Here is a 14,319-nt window from a genome sequence, read left to right as displayed (position 1 = left end):
CAAAGTTCTTTTGCGGTTATGACCGATAGTTTCGTCGAACCAAATGAAGAAAATTTTGGCTCGTTAATTATGGCTTTGTTGCATACTTGCTTAACGCTCTGTAATGCCCGTTCTTCCTCTGACGTAACTAAAATATTAAGGTAAAACGCGATCGCAAATAAATATCTAATTCCTGCTCAAACGCCATGCTTTATTCCCAATGAGATTTCGCCATATCGGTATTTACCCCAATATAACTACTTACTCCCAGGAACGTAAATTGGCGAAATTGCTTAAGTTTGCTATTTTACCTAGTTTTTGCCAATCAAAAATATCAATTAATTGAATTAAAGAATTGAATTTTTAAAGTTACTAAAGTTACCAATACTAGGGTTAAACATTACCATGCAAGTTCCAGTAGAACCATTACGATTTTTGCCTACAATAATTTCCATAACACCTAAATCTAAAGTGTCTGAATTGTAATATTCATCGCGATACAACATCAGTAGTAAATCAGCATTCTCTTCCAGACTGCAACTGTCTTTAGCTGAAGCTATAGAAAGACGTTTATTACTCTGACTTTCCACACCACGATTAATTTGAGCTAAAGCCACAAATGTAGTAAATAGCATCTATGTTCTACTATAGCGATTTTGCTTCTTGGGAATCAAAGGCGATCGCTTTGAAGATGAGATCGCCTGTGAAAGCTAATTAAAATATCTCTTCGGTACAGACATTCCAGGACATATCAAAATCGCAAATTTCATCTTCTCTGACCCACAAAGATTTATCTACCACAAAGTTATTAGAAGGCATCGTATTGCCATCTTGATAACTACATAGGCGATAGTACCACTCACATTGATTTAGATAAGTTTCAATGCTGTCATAAAGATTTGGGTTGTACTTACATTCAACTATCTCGAAAACCGCCCACTCTGTATGGTCTTCGTCAGCATCAATTACTTTAACGATGCTTCCCACTTCATAATCCGAGTGAGGTTTATCTGCTTCGTCTATTATTTCCTCTGTTGGAAATGCTTCAAGTTCCTCAAGATTAATATCGGGAAAAATATCTAAGTTATTTTCTAGTTCGTGAGAAACTGCTAAGTCAGAAGATATGATGCAGTCATTAGTAATTTCATGATGCTCTCTGGCTTGGCGGTCAAAAAGCTTGCACCATCCACGTCCGTTTACTTCATAGAAATTATTGAAATGTGGGCAAGTAGAGCAGGTTTTTACAGGCGGAGTTGGCTTGACTACTATAGCTTGCGTCATGATATTTATTAACCTCTTAATTGGTGGTTATTTAGGAGCGATCGCCTTGTTTTATCAGGACTAGCGATCGCTTTTTGATTTGAGAATTTGTTTACATTGATTAGTTAACTTCTATGGCTTGCGGATAAATGTTTCTTGAAATAATTACTTCAACGAAAGTTCTCTCCGTAATCAATTATTTTGCTTTCCGCTTCCAATATATTCATATTAACATCCTGATATACTGATGTCAATATGTTGACATCAGTATACTTATGATAAGATAAAAAGTAGGTTAACCTAATGAGGTACTGATATGCTGGTATCTATGATGTCAAAAGATGTTCGCTCCAAACCAGGGGCTTACGGAGAGGTAAAAAAACAAAAATGTTTTATGATTACAGATTTTGCAAGTGAAGAAATTGACAAAAAGGCTCAAGAGTATCGAATGACTCGTTCAGATCTTTTGGAAAGAGCAATTCGTGCTGGAGGTTTAACAATGGCTAAAGATTTCGAGCTAGAAGAATAAAGAATTAGATCTCTGTCCTAAAGCAAAAGCGATCGCATATCCGTGGAAAGAGTTGCGATCGCTTTCAAACCAATATCCCAAAAAAGGAATCAGTAATTATGTCCATTTTAAATGGTGTGAGTGAAAATTGCACCTTTGATTTCGCGCAACTGCCTTTTAACCGCTTAAATGTAGTTAGAGGTATTGAAAAATGAGCATCTTATCGACCTCTCCAACTAACACGCGAATGTTTGATGCGTCTATTGCAGCAGCGTTGGGAAATATAAATGCAGCCGTAATCGTTCAGCAACTCAACTACTGGATGAACAAAGACGGTGTGGGGACTGTTATTAATGGAGTTAAGTATGTCTACAATACATTTGTAGACTGGGTAAATCAGCAGTTCCCCTGGCTTTCTGTCTGGCAGTTTAGAAAAGCAATGTCTTTATTGCGATCGCTGGGAATAGTCAAGGTAATTCGCCATAAAGAAAAACAATGGAATCAGACAAATTATTACTCGCTAAATTGCGATCGCCTGGGTGAATTTCTGGGTGCTGAAACCTCCAGAAGTACTGAAATGGTCGAGATGAGGAGTAACACAGATCGAGGTGAGGGATACCCAACCCTTGAGATGAGCAATAGTGAAGTCTCATTATATGAACCAAAGATTACTACTAAAGAAAAAACAGCAGAGCAAAAGAATAAATTTGCTGCTGCTTCAACAAAAACAGCTTTAGAAAAAGAAAAAGAACAAAAACAAAGTAATCCTCATTCAGAAGAATTAAATACTTCTATTGGTCAAAAAAACTCCGAATCACAACCAAATAAGCAAAACATAGGTGAGGAAAAAACCAGCATCCAAGTTGACTATATAGTCAACGCTAAATGGGAAAAGTTGATACCATTATTAGACAGTACTGGAATACCAATCAACAAGACGGTGACAAGTCTTCTGAAGCTGTATTCAAGAGAGAAAGTAGAAAGTGCAGTTGCCTTATTAAAAGCAAGGAAGCGAGATAGTCATATACCAAATGTTTCGGGCTATTTTGTGTCGGCACTAAAGGGCGATTGGGGGAGTAAAACTTTGGTTGAAGGCAATGGCGATCGCGACTCGGAAACTCAACAAATAGACAAAGCAACAGTATTTCGTCACTGGTATGACTTAGCTCGTGAATTGGGGTATTGTTCGGGTCAGCAAATCAGAGAGGGGGAACAGTGGATCTGTATTTCTGGCTCATGGGAACTATGGGAGGCAGCAGTCAAACGAGGCTATAGCTTGGACTATCTCAAGAAAATAATGAAAAGAAATCAGGGGCAATAAAGGATCGCCTTTTTATGCTCAACAATGTAGCAATCAATAATTTGCCGTTGAGAATTAAGAACTAGACTGCAAAATTGTAAACAGGGGTTTTAATAAAATGACTTGGTTTTTGTTGCTGGTTGATAATATTTTGGATACGTTCTACAGTGACAGGAGAAAAAAACTGCTCTCCAGTTTCAGGGTTGACTCGTGCGGGAACGTTTTCAATGAGAAAAAATTTTCCGTTCATTTCTAGTGAGTAAGTGACGTTGGCTTCAACTAACTTTTCATTATATTCTTGGGTCATTTTTAATTTTTCCTTTGGGTAAAGTTTTTGTTCCAAAAATCGCTATTAGGTTGATAGATAGTAATGATTTTAACTAACGGACGTGAAGGATAGCTGCATTGAATGTGTACAGGGCGATCTCTAATAGTAAATCCTGCTATCAAACAACTCGCTCCATATTTATCATCGGCATAATAATCTTCGATAATCTCCCCTCGCTGAATGGCTTCAATAATTTCCGCTATCGGAATATTTCTAATAATCGATTGGTCAACCGCGTGCTTAGAAAGTTCAAAGTCATTTTGGTTTATTTTCTCGCGTATTGCCTTGATTGATGGTGGCATATTCTAAAAGTTATCCCTCTTTTGTCAGACTCCGAAAACACTAGCAATTTCTAAATTCTGTAACCATTATCCAATAAGCGATCGAGAAGTTTTTTCTTAATAGAAATTTTCTCAGGCGAGCGGATGACGAAAATTTAACTACAAATGGCTCAATGAATTGATATCGTTGCTCTTGAAAACCTTTTATTAATAGGAAATTTCGGATACTGACAAAAGAGGGCTATTGTTTCTTTGGCAAACTGGGAATATTTTACTAATGCTTTATCTCTCTAGCCACTTTTGAAAATTGGTATAACTTTACTGCCAATCAGATTCGCTTTGTGGAGAATATTATCGATTACCTGACCTAGAATGGGGTAATGAATCCAGGTTTACTTTACAAGTCACCCTTTACTGATGATCATAGCAGTGGGCTGGATGGGGTCTTTAACGATGATCGGGCTGATGAAATTGTGGCTCTTGTGCGATCGTTTAGCAAAACTGTAGATGAATCATTTAATGACGTTGCCTGACTCTCCCCGCCTTCGGCTTCGCTACAGACGAGGTTTTATGACCCGTCTAATAATTTTGGTTTGCTGCATAAGAGCATCAATAAAAGGCTTTCCTGCCTGAAGTAAAGCTTCCGTAGTCTGCAAATCTGCGGTTTTGGGCGTGCCTGAATCAAAGGGTGGCTGAGGACTGTATTGCATCATTAACTGAGTTGTTTTCGCCGTATCTTCGTCAAGTAGTAAGCTGAGTAAAGTTAAACCGAAGTCAATCCCTGATGTAACTCCCGCACCTGTAACTCTATTTCTATCAATTACTACTCTATAGAACCCATTTGACATCTTTTGACTGTAACAAATAAGATCATTGCCTCTAGAATAACGTAGCCCTCATGACTTACTCCAGTAGCTTAACCGACCAAGAGTGGGAAATTCTTGAACCCTTACTAGTTGAGATCTTGCCTCAGAAAAAATCAACTCGACCGTCCAACTGGACAAAGCGAGAACTATTAAATGGCATCTTCTATCAACTAAAGAATGGCTGCCCTAAAGGATACCGCTTCGCATACAATTGGGAAGATTTGCCCAAAGACTTGCCGCCTTACTCGACGGTCTACTGGCACTACAAACAGTGGCGCCAAGCGGGTTCAATCGAGAAACTGATGAATGTATTACATGGACAAGTACGCGAAGGCGTGAAAAAGCGGTGCGACCCCGCGGAGGTTTCCTCCGCAAGGGAACGCGCACCAAGACAAAAGCCCAGTGGACAACGTTGATGATCGTTGACTCGCAAGCTGTCGAGAATACCTGCAATGCGAGTGTGGAGTCAAAAGGCTTCTGCTTCTACAAAGCTACCAATGGCATCAAACGGCATCTGGCAGTAGATACGTTAGGCTTTCCTTTCTTCACGCACTGTACGAGAGCCAGTATTTCTGATGATGCGGGGTTGATTGAGATGTTGACCCAAAACATTGACTATTTTCGCGCCAAGCCGATGAACATTCCCAAGATTACAATCTTGTTAGACCACGGCTATCATCCAAAATATCTCACACAGGAGTTGGAGAAAGGGTATCCCCAGATCATGCGCAAGATTAAGTTTGAACTCTCGACAAAGCACTCAAAACAAGAGATTGAGGAATATGTTGTGTTTGGGTAGTTAAGTATTGAGTGACCTGTTGAATACTGTGTTGAATTTCAGGAGAGTTAGTCAATTTTTGACTTAATTTAAGCCAATCGGAGGCTGATTGTTGATGTAAACCATTTTGAGTCAACAGTTGTTTGGCGCAACTATAAAGAGAAAGAACGCCCCTATAGGTATCGAGTTCTGGTCGATAGTGCAACAATGGGCGAAAATAACTCAAAAACTTTTTTAGCCCAATTGAAGGATTGGCATCGATGAGGGAAAAATCTTGTTTGTCCCAATATTGAAAGATATTAGCTGCCCAATGAATAAAAATATCTACATTGTGATACCGAGCAAGGGATTTGGCTCCTAAAGCCATCAAAAAAGATAAGAAGCGTAGAATTGATTTGAGAGCGAATCCAACTACAGATAGCCAGAAAGTTGCTGAAGCGAACATCTTGATCAGCTTTAGCTTTAAACCATAATGCAACAGAAGTAAGTAAAATCGTAGGTAGAAATAATCTCAGGGTGCTGTTGCCGATGTAGTTTAATACCTCGGATTAAATCGGCACCATGGTCGGAAATAATTTGTAGAGGTTGACCAACAATAGAGGTTAAATCATCAAGGATCGAAGCCAAAATAGAACCTTTGGTACTTTCAAGAACGTTTAAAGACAAGACCTGTAAATCATGATATCGCAGCTGAGGATCATCAGAATGAAGTTTGTGTAACCATTGTTGATAGGGAATACCGAGAATCAGAAAACATTTTCTGTGACTATGACCGAAGGTAGTATCGAGAATAAAGATCCAGTCGGAGCGAGGTTCTTTGGGTTGTTTAAGTTCAAAAAGACCCAATTTCAAAAACCATTGTCGAATAGTGCGAAAATCTGGGGTTGGCATCGAGAAAAATTGAGAAAAGAGGCGAAAATTGCGTTCGATACCGCGCCAACTAGTAAAATTAGTCAATCGTTGCTCAATAGCTAATTTAATGATGAAGGCAGGATAAGTATAGTGAGTGGGCTTTAGAGAAATTAATTCTTGTGAATCCTGATAGTGGTCGATGGTTACATCAACTACTTCGGGTTGCTCTTTGATTGAATGCTTGAGTGGGTGAGATTTTTTTTTAGCAATTGAATTTCAGCTTGTTGAGCTTTGATAAGTAAACTTTGTTCTTGTAGAAGAGCTTCCTTATCTCCTAACTGAGTTTGGATTACTTTTGTTCTATGCTGACATTTAGCTCTACTAAAAGCGGTATCTCGTAGCTTTATCTCTAGAGATTTGATTTTTTTCTGTTTTAAAGCACACTTGTTTTTCCAGCTATCTCGGCTTGATTTAAAAATAGCTATTAAACGATTATCGTCAGTTTTATAACCATGCATATTCGATAAGATTCTTGTCGATAATAAATTATAACGCTAGATAAACAAGCTATCAGTTTAGTTGAAATTAAATGAAACAAAAAAACAAAATGATTTTCGCTATTTTACACAAGACTCTTATCAGTTGACAATTTAATAAGCATATATAAAATACTTAACTATAGATATTATATTAATTTATACAAGATACCTGTATAGTGTATAATACATTCAATTGTTTTGCCTACTTTTAGATAGAGTAATTTTTAGGCGATTGGGCGCATCCCACGGACGCGCCTCCAGGCGAGATGCGAAGCGAATCGCTATAAAATTAGACAAGATATTCAGTTACCCTTCTACGCTGCATACTCATCAAATATAAAGTCTGCTTCGACACCAACAAGGTAAATGCCCGCATTACAGTTTATACTTTGGTTCAGATGACCTGCTGGAAGCGTAATAGGCTAACTACGTGTCGTCTAGGACATCATCCAAATCGCGATGGGTGCAAATTGAAAGCGATCGCTTTCTCGTCCAATTGCAATTTGAGCAAAAAATCAATGTAGAGTCGGTTTTTTAGGTCGTCCGCCTTTGGCTCCGTTAGCCTTTGATGCTGCTTTCTTTCTCTCAGAAGTAGATGAACCGCCCCTACTTCCTATTTCACTTATCCAGACGTTACTGCCAAAGATACCAAGTAGCAAACCTTGAATACTCAAATCTATATCTGGCTTATCCCATCTCAGCCCCTTCCCTGATGGAGTAAGTTCAACTGCGGCTAATATTTCCGTTGGCAGTGCGGCAATCGCCTCTGTAGATTCGGCTAAAAACGAGAAAGTCGCACCATTGTTAAAGCAAACAGTAAATCTACCGTCATCAAATAACACTTTGTTAGCTCTAGGCTCTACTGCATCGATTTGAGATTGACGGGCGATCGCAGCATCGATTTGCGCTTCTATCTGTTGGTCGGTTAACTGTGCCATTTATTTTATGCCTTGTGAATGGAAATCCACGCCTGGATTAATTTCTCCTGGTTTTCGGCAACTATTTTGATTGCCTTGGCTACTTCCTTATGCTTCATTTGGTAAAACTCTCGTAGTTCTGGATTGCCACCTTCACCCACGAGATTAATTACGCATTCGCCATTACCTTTGAATACATGGACGTGACGAGGTAAATGGTCGTTAGACCAAATCCTAACTATGTATCCATCTATTTTCAGTACAGTAGCCATTACTGTATTTTAACCTAAGCTGTTGGGTTAAAACAGTATCTGTATAGTAGATAGCGAGCGCTATTTTTAAAATGCAGCTATATATAGCTTTTCAGCAGAGGTCTTACATAAAAAAGCAGAAGAAATAGGAGATATTTTAAGCAAAGACAAAAACCAACATTCTAGCGTGAATTGAATAATACCAATTCTTAGAGGCAATGCACTAAATTAAGAACACAGAAGTGCAAGATGAATTTTCATGGGTAATCAACTGAAAGTAGAAATATGTCGAAGAGCTTAAACAGCAGCTTAAACACCAGAAAAAGGGTCAAGAAAAAGAACGACTGCATAATGCTCTATTGGCTCAAAAGTGGTCAAGTAAAAAGCCGTCAAGAACTAGCTCACAGATTAGCTCGAAACGAATCTACTATTTACCGATGGCTAAAAAAGTATCAGCAAGGGGGGTTAACTAGATTGCTAGAAGTGAAAGTAGCACCTGAAATCAAACCTAAGATTAAGGGGAAAGTTTTAGAGCAACTTCAGGAAAAATTATCTCAGCCAAAAGGTTTTAAAAGTTATCGAGGCATTCATTCTTGGTTGACCCAGTTGTTCGGGTTAGAGATAGGCTATTTAACGGTACATCGAATAGTTCGCTATCAGCTAAAGAGCCAAACTTAAAAAAATACCTCGTCCGCGATCGCGAAAGATGAGGCAAGAACAACAACAAACCTATAAATAAAAACTAGAGTGGCAAAATAGACTGGAGTTATCTCAAAATCCTAAAAGCACACTTGTTTTTCCAGCTATCTCGGCTCGATTTAAAAATAGCTATTAAACAGCTATCGTCAGTTTTATAACCTTGCATATTCGATAAGATTCTTGTCGATAATAAATTATAACGCCAGATAAACAAGCTATCAGTTTAGTTGAAATTAAATGAAACAAAAAAACAGGATGACTTTCGCTATTTAACACAAGACTCTTATCAATTAATAACATAATAGGCATATATAAGATACTTAACTATAGATATTATATTAATCTATACAAGATACCTGTATAGTGTATAATACATTCAATTGTTTTGCCTACTTTTAGATAGAGTAATTTTTAGGCGATTGGGCTCCGCCCACGGACGCGCCTCCAGGCGAGATGCGAAGCGAATCCTTTAGGGCTAATGCTAAAGCACATTGTACCCTTGTGGTATACCGCTCCGCGTCCTAAAGGATTAGAAGTTCGCGTCACGCGAAGCTAGTCCTTTAGCAATACTGTTCGGTTAAGCTAAAAAGATGAGTTAATGAGAGTATTCGTCCCCAAAATCGTATGGAACTCCAACCTTTAACTCTTATTGCTCCAAAAATCCAAGTAAGTGAAATATTTCCTGCCTTGGAATTAATCATGTCCCATCAAGCTATTGATGAGGCAATCTCAGAAACAAATAGTCAACAAAAGCGTAACCGTCTGCTTCCGACTCATCTAATTATCGCCTTAGTAATTGGTCTGAGTTGGTGGTCGAAAAACTTATCAATCAGTCAAAAATTTGGGTCAAGTTGGAAACAGTAATTGGCAAGCTAGAAAGCATACGCAAAAACGATTTCAGCCACAGGCTGCACCATATGACACCAACCTTCTATTTCCGCCGTTTTTGCGACACAACCGGGAAATGAACGGTTACATCTCAGTACTGACACTTTCCATTTTTCTGCCTAAATATTTGTCAAAAGCTTGGCTTTTCTAAGCAAGAATTTTAGAACGGTTTCTTCTCTGGTGATAATATCGGTCGTACCTTCCATTCCCGACTGAAGCAGACATTGATGCTGCTGGCGTTGGAGAACATTAGTTTCAGGGGCGATCGCTACCTCATAAAAGGCTTTACCACTTGGAATATTAGCTTGAGTAGCACCTCTAGCATTGTCGGTTTGTGGGGCGATCGCATCTGGGGCAATTTTTGTTACCGTTCCTTTTAGCGTGCCATAGTCGGGATAAGGACAGGCAGAAATTTTGGTGCTGGTAGTTTGATTGGTTTTAATTTTGCCAATTTCTTTGGCAGAAACCATCGCTTTAAGCGTTAAAGTAGCATCTTCAGGCGCAATTTGGGCGATTTTATCTCCTGCTACTACCGTTTGACCTGTATTGCGGAGATTGAGTTGAAAAATCGTACCGTCCGCAGTGGCGGTAATAATACTCTGTTCTAATTCTCTTTTTACTTGCTGTAGTTCGCTCTTGTCGCGCTCGATCTGATTTTGTAGTTCGATGCGCTGTTGCTCTAAAGCCTGCTGCTCTTTATGTAGGTTGGCAATAGTAGCTCTGCCTACTGCTCGTTCCTGGGCAATATTACTACGGGCGATCGCCACTTCGGCATCACTGGGGTTGAGAGCGGCTCGAACACTATTGTTTCTTGCCTGTACCGCAGCCACTGCGAGTTCTCGGCGAGTTATTTCCTGTTGTTGTCTTTTAATAGCTGCCTGTTTGCCATAAACTTGTTGTTGTAGTTGCACTACACTTAGTTTTGCTTCTTCTAAATGATCGCGCGACAGGGCTCCCGAATCAGCAATAGTCTGATAGCGATTGCGTTTGGCTACAGCGGCACTTAATTCAGCTTTACTAGAGTTCCAGTCGGCAGTGGCGGTAATTAGGTCTGTTTGTGCCTGATTTAATTCTTCAGCAGCCAATTCAAGATTGGCTTCTGCTTCTTCTACTTCAGCAGCAGTAGTAATCATCAAGTTTTGATATTCTCTCTGGCGGCGGTCTAATTCGGCATTGGCAGAGGTAACAGCACGATTGAGGCGATCTTGTTCTGCTAATATACGGTTGTTTTGAGCGGCAATTTGAGCTTGAATTTGCTGAAGCTGCAATTTTGATTGTCTGATATTGTCTTCTAACTGTGTCTGTTTGGTTTCCAAACGGGAACCGTCTACAATAGCGATAATGTCTCCCTGTTTGACTGGTTGATTTTCTCTAACTCTCAACTCGGTAATCGTGCCTGGAGTTGCTGCCTGAACGATACGTAATTCACCCGCAGGACGCAGACTAGCTGGAGCTTTGACAGTTTCTTTGTATTTAGCTACAGAAGACAGAGGAACAGTAAGTCCGACAGTAGTGACGACAAACACACCACCAAAGATAATCCAGCGTCCGATGGGGGGTAAAAATTCGTTTTCTTGTAATTGGGGTAAAAAGCCTGGCGGGGGGTTGGTTAACATGGTTCTAATTAAGTGTGGTTTACATTGGCTGCTTTAGCGTTACCGTTAGCGGAAATGCCATTAGTAGAAAAACTAGAGGATTTGAGTAGCAAATTATGAGTTGAGGGGACAATATTGTCTAAGAAATTTAAATGTTCGCCAGCCACAGAACCTAGATCTTCTGGAGTACCTTGAATTTTTAGTTTGCCTGTTTCGAGCATAATAATCCAATCGGCGCGTTGAATTACTTTAGGGCGATGGCTAATCATAATCGTGGTCTTGCCCTGTCGGCATTCAAGCAATTGTTCTAATACCTTAGCTTCACCAACTGGATCGAGAGCACCTGTCGATTCATCTAAAATTAAAACTGGTGGGTCGGTAACAATTGCCCTGGCAATTGCCAATCTTTGCTTTTGTCCGCCAGATAGATTTGCACCAAATTCTCCTAAAACTGTTTGATACTTATCTGGTAGTTCGCTGATAAATTCGTCAGCACCAGCAATTTGGCAAGCGTTAACAATTTGCTCGAAAGTAACTTGTGGATAGCTAAAGCGAAAGTTTTCCAGAATCGAACGACTCCAAAAATGTGGTTCTTGTGGCACCAGCACTATCTGCTGACGCAAGCATTCTAAAGAAAGGTCTTGCTGGTTATAAGCATCATAGCGAACGTTGCCAGATTGAGAAGAATATAAGCCAGCTAAGAGTTTGGCAAGGGTACTCTTACCACAGCCAGATTGACCGATCAAAGCGATGACTTTTCCTCCAGGAATAGTTACAGAAAAATCTTCTAAAAGATCGACTCTGCCAGCATGATGAAAATTGAGCTTATTACAAGTAATATCGGCATTGCCAGAAATTTCCGCCCAAGGCTTTTGGAAATCTTTTTCGTCTTCTGGGGTAGCATCAATTACTTCGGTCAAACGTTGAATAACCACCTGTGCGGTAATAAACTCATCAATTAAGCCAATTGCTGCACCTAAGAAACCGAGAAAGTTGCCACTCATGCCGTTAAATGCCAGCAGTTGACCGATGGATAAACTTTGATTGATTACTAAGTAGCTACCCAACCAAAGGATGCTAATAGAAGTAAAAGTAGAAAGAATGCCCGTAATGCTACTGCTGTATAGTCCCAGCTTCATCGTACTCCAGCCCAGGTTAGCAAGGCGACCATAGTTGCTTTGATATTCTTCCCAAGCTTGAGGAGTGGCTTGGGTAGTTTTAAGTACCTGCACGCCACGAAAAGTTTCTACTAAAAAGCCTTGGTTTTCTGTACCCAAGACAATCTGGTTGCGAGTTTTGCGCCGTAAGGCAGGAAGAAATAGCAGGTTGATTAAAGTGACAATTACAAAAGCACCAATAGAAGCTAGAGTTAATTCCCAACTGTAGACAATCATCACAGCTAGGGAAATTATGGCAATAAAGAATTGACTGGGTAAACCCAAAACTATCTCCGAAACTAAGGCATTAATAGCATTGACATCGGCAATACGACTGACTACTTCTCCACTGCGTCGTCCTTCAAAGTAAGATAAGGGCAAGTGGAGTAGTTTGCGTCCGTATTCGAGAATTAGTCCCAACTGTAATTTCTGACCGAAGTGTCCGATTAAATGTGATTGGACTAAACTAACCCCACTGCGAAACAAGTTCATCAAAATAACAGCGATCGCTAAAGTAGTCAGCAGTTGAGTATCGCCTCTTACCAATACGTCATCAGTAAGTAACTGCATCATTATCGGCGAAGCTAGAGAAAGCAGTCCGATGGCACAGTTGATGAGAATTGCTAAGAATAGAATATTACGATAGGGCCAAACCCGTTGAATATATCTACCAAAACCCCCAACTTTGTCGTTTTCTTGTTCGTAAAAACGACTGTCATCTGGTGTCAATAGCAGCATGATGCCATTACCCCAACCTTCAAACAACTCTCGGTGAGTAAGGTGACGGATGCCTACGCCAGGATCGGCAACAACGTATTTTTTGCCTTTTTTGCCGTATAAAACCACCCAATGGTAGCCTTTCCAGTGAATAATGGCTGGCAGGGGTACTTCATTGATGCGATCGATAATTTGAGCATTGGCTTTGACTTGACGAGCGTTAAATCCAAAGACTTCTGCTCCTCGACTCAAGCCTAGCAGAGTAGTTCCTCGCGAACCCGTGCCTACTGCTTCGCGAATGCGACCGATGGCAAAGGTGCGTCCGTGATGTTTGGCAACCGTGGCGATGCAGGCAGCACCACAATCTTCTTCACTGTGTTGGAGAACTGTTTGATATTTCATTATTATTAGATAGATTGGGTTGGGTCATTTGCTCGATCAAACGGTTCAATGTAAAGGACTTTTGCTGAGTAAAGCAGACTGGTAGTTATCAAATAGCGTTCGTCTAGATAATTTGTTCGGTCGCAGTTTTTATAGAGTTGAAAGTCTTAGCGATAGTTTTAAAACGAGCTTTTATAGTGGTTCGAGAGTATTTTTTATTTATGAACTTAAGTCTAAAAAGCGATCGAGAATAAATAGGGAAAGAAATTTTTGTTGCGTCATAAAATAAATAGAGTGTGCAAGATTGACGCAGAGATAAAGATAGAAGAGAATATATTTTGTCTCTAACAACCTAACGACGAAAGTTAAAATCGAGAAAGTTTTAGAGCGATCGCGCTTCAATTGTTGGTAAGCTAAAATGGCGGCGAGAAATGAAGAGAGCATCAAAAAGTTTTGTCAAAAATTTTTGATGCTCTCTCGCCATATTCGAGATTAAATTGCTAGGTTAAACCTTAGCTGGCTCTAAGTTATGTCATAGAGATCGATATCGTCTGCATAAGAAGTCCTTGTGTCATATCTAAACGCATACTTACGTCCATCGGATAGATCGTATGTACGCTGTTGGACTCCCGACCGACCATAATCATAGTCGAACTTAATAATTCCTCCTTTTCCAGTAGTCCACTCCGAGTTACCATAGGGACGACTTGTTCTAGTTCCATCTACCGTGTAAGGATTTCGTCCGCCGTTGGTTTGATTATAAATGGTAAATTTTTCGACCGCGCCGCCGCTAACTGTTTCGGCATCTTTATTGTTTAAATCTTCAAACAGGACTTGTTTTGTAGCAGTCATTTCAAGCTTGGTGTTAATATTTGACATGGTTTTTCTCCTTAATTAAAAACGATTCAAGTTTGATAGAAATTAGACTTTAAAAAGCTACCGCCTTCGGTGGTGAACGCACAAAGGGCTTCTCCACATGGTCGGGGAACCCGACCGTGGGCGGTGTGCTTGTTCTTGGGAGAT

At 39.9% G+C, this 14,319-nt stretch carries 20 protein-coding genes; 6 read left to right on the top strand and 14 right to left on the bottom strand.

Annotated features, from left to right (window positions below):
- Positions 1-326: 326 nt before the first annotated feature.
- Together V6C71_00455 and V6C71_00450 are read right to left on the bottom strand one after the other, a co-directional pair.
- The gene (locus V6C71_00455) at positions 327-614 is read right to left on the bottom strand and encodes a DnaB-like helicase C-terminal domain-containing protein (protein ID HEY9766961.1); all 288 of its coding nucleotides are present in this window, start codon (positions 612-614) and stop codon (positions 327-329) included.
- Positions 615-693: 79 nt separating this feature from the next.
- Positions 694-1,260: a hypothetical protein gene (locus V6C71_00450; protein ID HEY9766960.1), complete on the bottom strand. Its 567-nt coding sequence runs from the start codon at positions 1,258-1,260 to the stop codon at positions 694-696.
- Positions 1,261-1,555: 295 nt separating this feature from the next.
- Here V6C71_00450 and V6C71_00445 point away from each other — a divergent pair, with 295 nt between their 5' ends.
- Complete coding sequence (locus tag V6C71_00445) at positions 1,556-1,768, top strand: hypothetical protein (GenBank protein ID HEY9766959.1); 213 nt, start codon at positions 1,556-1,558, stop codon at positions 1,766-1,768.
- Positions 1,769-1,958: 190 nt separating this feature from the next.
- Positions 1,959-3,068, top strand: a complete 1,110-nt coding sequence (locus tag V6C71_00440; GenBank protein ID HEY9766958.1) for a hypothetical protein — start codon at positions 1,959-1,961, stop codon at positions 3,066-3,068.
- A gap of 61 nt (positions 3,069-3,129) precedes the next feature.
- Here the strand turns inward: V6C71_00440 and V6C71_00435 are convergent, their stop codons facing one another.
- Complete coding sequence (locus tag V6C71_00435) at positions 3,130-3,354, bottom strand: hypothetical protein (GenBank protein HEY9766957.1); 225 nt, start codon at positions 3,352-3,354, stop codon at positions 3,130-3,132.
- A 2-nt stretch (positions 3,355-3,356) separates the two neighbouring features.
- On the bottom strand, positions 3,357-3,677 hold the full coding sequence (locus V6C71_00430) for a DUF4258 domain-containing protein (GenBank protein HEY9766956.1): 321 nt from the start codon (positions 3,675-3,677) through the stop codon (positions 3,357-3,359).
- 359 nt (positions 3,678-4,036) lie between these two features.
- On the opposite strand from V6C71_00430, the gene V6C71_00425 reads away from it, so the two are divergent.
- A complete protein-coding gene (locus V6C71_00425) occupies positions 4,037-4,189 on the top strand; it encodes a hypothetical protein (protein HEY9766955.1) in 153 nt (50 codons plus the stop codon).
- Positions 4,190-4,210: 21 nt separating this feature from the next.
- On the opposite strand, the gene V6C71_00420 is transcribed toward V6C71_00425, so the two are convergent.
- Positions 4,211-4,504 (bottom strand): hypothetical protein, encoded by a 294-nt coding sequence (locus V6C71_00420; GenBank protein HEY9766954.1) that lies wholly within the window; start codon positions 4,502-4,504, stop codon positions 4,211-4,213.
- Between the two features lie 229 nt (positions 4,505-4,733).
- On the opposite strand from V6C71_00420, the gene V6C71_00415 reads away from it, so the two are divergent.
- Positions 4,734-5,321, top strand: coding sequence for a transposase (locus V6C71_00415; GenBank protein HEY9766953.1), 588 nt, complete (start codon positions 4,734-4,736; stop codon positions 5,319-5,321).
- Here V6C71_00415 and V6C71_00410 read toward each other — a convergent pair.
- The 5 genes from V6C71_00410 to V6C71_00390 form a co-directional block, all read right to left on the bottom strand.
- Positions 5,257-5,745: a hypothetical protein gene (locus V6C71_00410; protein ID HEY9766952.1), complete on the bottom strand. Its 489-nt coding sequence runs from the start codon at positions 5,743-5,745 to the stop codon at positions 5,257-5,259. The genes V6C71_00415 and V6C71_00410 overlap by 65 nt on opposite strands.
- A 17-nt stretch (positions 5,746-5,762) precedes the next feature.
- Positions 5,763-6,257 carry a hypothetical protein gene (locus V6C71_00405; GenBank protein ID HEY9766951.1) on the bottom strand — a complete coding sequence of 165 codons (495 nt, stop codon included), beginning with the start codon at positions 6,255-6,257 and terminating at the stop codon, positions 5,763-5,765.
- A 107-nt stretch (positions 6,258-6,364) separates the two neighbouring features.
- Positions 6,365-6,670 (bottom strand): hypothetical protein, encoded by a 306-nt coding sequence (locus V6C71_00400; protein ID HEY9766950.1) that lies wholly within the window; start codon positions 6,668-6,670, stop codon positions 6,365-6,367.
- Between the two features lie 536 nt (positions 6,671-7,206).
- Complete coding sequence (locus V6C71_00395; GenBank protein ID HEY9766949.1) at positions 7,207-7,629, bottom strand: DUF2442 domain-containing protein; 423 nt, start codon at positions 7,627-7,629, stop codon at positions 7,207-7,209.
- Between the two features lie 5 nt (positions 7,630-7,634).
- The gene (locus V6C71_00390; GenBank protein ID HEY9766948.1) at positions 7,635-7,880 is read right to left on the bottom strand and encodes a DUF4160 domain-containing protein; all 246 of its coding nucleotides are present in this window, start codon (positions 7,878-7,880) and stop codon (positions 7,635-7,637) included.
- A 264-nt stretch (positions 7,881-8,144) separates the two neighbouring features.
- Between V6C71_00390 and V6C71_00385 the strand changes: the two genes are divergently transcribed.
- Both V6C71_00385 and V6C71_00380 read left to right on the top strand, forming a co-directional pair.
- Positions 8,145-8,537 carry a helix-turn-helix domain-containing protein gene (locus V6C71_00385; GenBank protein ID HEY9766947.1) on the top strand — a complete coding sequence of 131 codons (393 nt, stop codon included), beginning with the start codon at positions 8,145-8,147 and terminating at the stop codon, positions 8,535-8,537.
- Positions 8,538-9,182: 645 nt separating this feature from the next.
- Positions 9,183-9,422: a transposase domain-containing protein gene (locus tag V6C71_00380; protein HEY9766946.1), complete on the top strand. Its 240-nt coding sequence runs from the start codon at positions 9,183-9,185 to the stop codon at positions 9,420-9,422.
- 143 nt (positions 9,423-9,565) lie between these two features.
- On the opposite strand, the gene V6C71_00375 is transcribed toward V6C71_00380, so the two are convergent.
- The 4 genes from V6C71_00375 to V6C71_00360 form a co-directional block, all read right to left on the bottom strand.
- On the bottom strand, positions 9,566-11,062 hold the full coding sequence (locus V6C71_00375; protein HEY9766945.1) for an HlyD family efflux transporter periplasmic adaptor subunit: 1,497 nt from the start codon (positions 11,060-11,062) through the stop codon (positions 9,566-9,568).
- Between the two features lie 8 nt (positions 11,063-11,070).
- The gene (locus tag V6C71_00370; protein ID HEY9766944.1) at positions 11,071-13,317 is read right to left on the bottom strand and encodes a peptidase domain-containing ABC transporter; all 2,247 of its coding nucleotides are present in this window, start codon (positions 13,315-13,317) and stop codon (positions 11,071-11,073) included.
- A gap of 198 nt (positions 13,318-13,515) precedes the next feature.
- A complete protein-coding gene (locus V6C71_00365) occupies positions 13,516-13,740 on the bottom strand; it encodes a hypothetical protein (GenBank protein ID HEY9766943.1) in 225 nt (74 codons plus the stop codon).
- Between the two features lie 78 nt (positions 13,741-13,818).
- Complete coding sequence (locus V6C71_00360) at positions 13,819-14,175, bottom strand: hypothetical protein (protein HEY9766942.1); 357 nt, start codon at positions 14,173-14,175, stop codon at positions 13,819-13,821.
- Positions 14,176-14,319: the final 144 nt, after the last annotated feature.

This window comes from Coleofasciculaceae cyanobacterium, from assembly GCA_036703275.1.
Classification (GTDB): Bacteria; Cyanobacteriota; Cyanobacteriia; order Cyanobacteriales; family Xenococcaceae; genus Waterburya.
Note: the sequence above shows the minus strand (reverse complement) of the source record. Positions and strands in the feature narration are given on the sequence as shown.

Bases quoted from the DNA above. Each gene is read 5' to 3' on its own strand.
- V6C71_00455 (HEY9766961.1), bottom strand. From the start codon at position 614: ATGCTATTTACTACATTTGTGGCTTTAGCTCAAATTAATCGTGGTGTG.
- V6C71_00450 (HEY9766960.1), bottom strand. From the start codon at position 1,260: ATGACGCAAGCTATAGTAGTCAAGCCAACTCCGCCTGTAAAAACCTGC.
- V6C71_00445 (HEY9766959.1), top strand. From the start codon at position 1,556: ATGCTGGTATCTATGATGTCAAAAGATGTTCGCTCCAAACCAGGGGCT.
- V6C71_00440 (HEY9766958.1), top strand. From the start codon at position 1,959: ATGAGCATCTTATCGACCTCTCCAACTAACACGCGAATGTTTGATGCG.
- V6C71_00435 (HEY9766957.1), bottom strand. From the start codon at position 3,354: ATGACCCAAGAATATAATGAAAAGTTAGTTGAAGCCAACGTCACTTAC.
- V6C71_00430 (HEY9766956.1), bottom strand. From the start codon at position 3,677: ATGCCACCATCAATCAAGGCAATACGCGAGAAAATAAACCAAAATGAC.
- V6C71_00425 (HEY9766955.1), top strand. From the start codon at position 4,037: ATGAATCCAGGTTTACTTTACAAGTCACCCTTTACTGATGATCATAGC.
- V6C71_00420 (HEY9766954.1), bottom strand. From the start codon at position 4,504: ATGTCAAATGGGTTCTATAGAGTAGTAATTGATAGAAATAGAGTTACA.
- V6C71_00410 (HEY9766952.1), bottom strand. From the start codon at position 5,745: ATGTTCGCTTCAGCAACTTTCTGGCTATCTGTAGTTGGATTCGCTCTC.
- V6C71_00400 (HEY9766950.1), bottom strand. From the start codon at position 6,670: ATGCATGGTTATAAAACTGACGATAATCGTTTAATAGCTATTTTTAAA.
- V6C71_00395 (HEY9766949.1), bottom strand. From the start codon at position 7,629: ATGGCACAGTTAACCGACCAACAGATAGAAGCGCAAATCGATGCTGCG.
- V6C71_00390 (HEY9766948.1), bottom strand. From the start codon at position 7,880: ATGGCTACTGTACTGAAAATAGATGGATACATAGTTAGGATTTGGTCT.
- V6C71_00385 (HEY9766947.1), top strand. From the start codon at position 8,145: ATGTCGAAGAGCTTAAACAGCAGCTTAAACACCAGAAAAAGGGTCAAG.
- V6C71_00380 (HEY9766946.1), top strand. From the start codon at position 9,183: ATGGAACTCCAACCTTTAACTCTTATTGCTCCAAAAATCCAAGTAAGT.
- V6C71_00375 (HEY9766945.1), bottom strand. From the start codon at position 11,062: ATGTTAACCAACCCCCCGCCAGGCTTTTTACCCCAATTACAAGAAAAC.
- V6C71_00370 (HEY9766944.1), bottom strand. From the start codon at position 13,317: ATGAAATATCAAACAGTTCTCCAACACAGTGAAGAAGATTGTGGTGCT.
- V6C71_00365 (HEY9766943.1), bottom strand. From the start codon at position 13,740: ATGCTCTCTTCATTTCTCGCCGCCATTTTAGCTTACCAACAATTGAAG.
- V6C71_00360 (HEY9766942.1), bottom strand. From the start codon at position 14,175: ATGTCAAATATTAACACCAAGCTTGAAATGACTGCTACAAAACAAGTC.